Origin of the sequence: Pseudomonas sp. GD03862 (assembly GCF_029840855.1) — a bacterium.
GTDB lineage: Bacteria > Pseudomonadota > Gammaproteobacteria > Pseudomonadales > Pseudomonadaceae > Aquipseudomonas > Aquipseudomonas alloputida.
The window spans coordinates 1-1108 of sequence record NZ_JAOCDI010000115.1; the positions used below are offsets into that span (position 1 = coordinate 1).

The following is a 1108-nucleotide window of genomic DNA, read 5'->3' on the forward strand; positions in this document are numbered from 1 at the left end:
TGACCGACTGCGTGTTCGAAGTGGAACGTGAGACAACGGCTGAAGAGGTCAACGCGCTGCTGAAAGCCGCAACCGAAGGACCGCTGAAGGACATCCTGGGCTACGAAGAACGCCCCTTGGTGTCCATCGACTACCGCACCGATCCGCGGTCCTCGATCATCGATGCGCTGTCCACCCTCGTAGTCAACGGTACCCAAGTGAAGATCTACGCCTGGTACGACAACGAGTGGGGCTACGCCAACCGTGCGGTTGAACTAGCACGCCTGGTCGGCGCAGCGGAGTAAATGGCGATCATGAAGGCGTTGTCAGCCCTGTCTGCGGAAGTGCGTCAGTACCTGCTGGTTACCGGCAATTACTGGGCCTTCACCCTTACCGACGGCGCTTTGCGCATGCTGGTGGTACTGCACTTCCATTCGCTGGGCTACACGCCGCTGCAGATCGCGGCGCTGTTCCTGTTCTACGAAGTGTTCGGCGTGATCACCAACCCCGTGGGCGGCTACCTCGGCGCCCGCCTGGGGCTCAACCGCACCATGAACATCGGTCTTGGCATGCAGGTTGTCGCCCTGCTGATGCTCACGGTACCAGCAGCCTCGCTAACGGTGCCGTGGGTGATGGCCGCCCAGGCGCTCTCCGGCATCGCCAAGGACCTGAACAAGATGAGCGCCAAGAGCTCCATCAAGCTCCTGGTACCGGACAGCCAGCAAGGCACCCTCTACAAATGGGTGGCCATCCTAACGGGCTCGAAAAACGCCCTCAAAGGTGTGGGTTTCTTCCTCGGGGGAGCATTGCTAGCGCTGCTCGGTTTCACCCTGGCGGTGCTGGCCATGGCAGCAGCCTTGGCCCTCATTTGGATCTGCAGCTTGATCCTGCTGAAAAAGGACTTGGGCAAAGCCAAGGCCAAACCGAAGTTCCGCGACATGCTGTCCAAGAGCCGGGCGATCAACATTCTCTCGGCCGCACGGCTGTTTTTGTTCGGTACGCGGGATGTCTGGTTTGTTGTGGCACTGCCGGTGTACCTGAGCTCTACGTTTGGCTGGGACTTCTGGCTGGTCGGCGGTTTCTTGGCCGCGTGGGTCATCGGCTACGGCATCGTCCAGTCGTTTGCTCC

At 60.4% G+C, this 1108-nt stretch carries 1 protein-coding gene and 1 pseudogene; both read left to right on the forward strand.

All coding sequences use genetic code 11. The annotated features are described in order from the left end of the window. A pseudogene (locus tag N5D53_RS27585) lies at positions 1-284 on the forward strand (type I glyceraldehyde-3-phosphate dehydrogenase); the annotation flags it as partial. Between the two features lie 9 nt (positions 285-293). Next, a partial coding sequence (arsJ, locus tag N5D53_RS27590; RefSeq protein WP_279841140.1) for an organoarsenical effux MFS transporter ArsJ occupies positions 294-1108 on the forward strand: 815 nt, incomplete at its 3' end.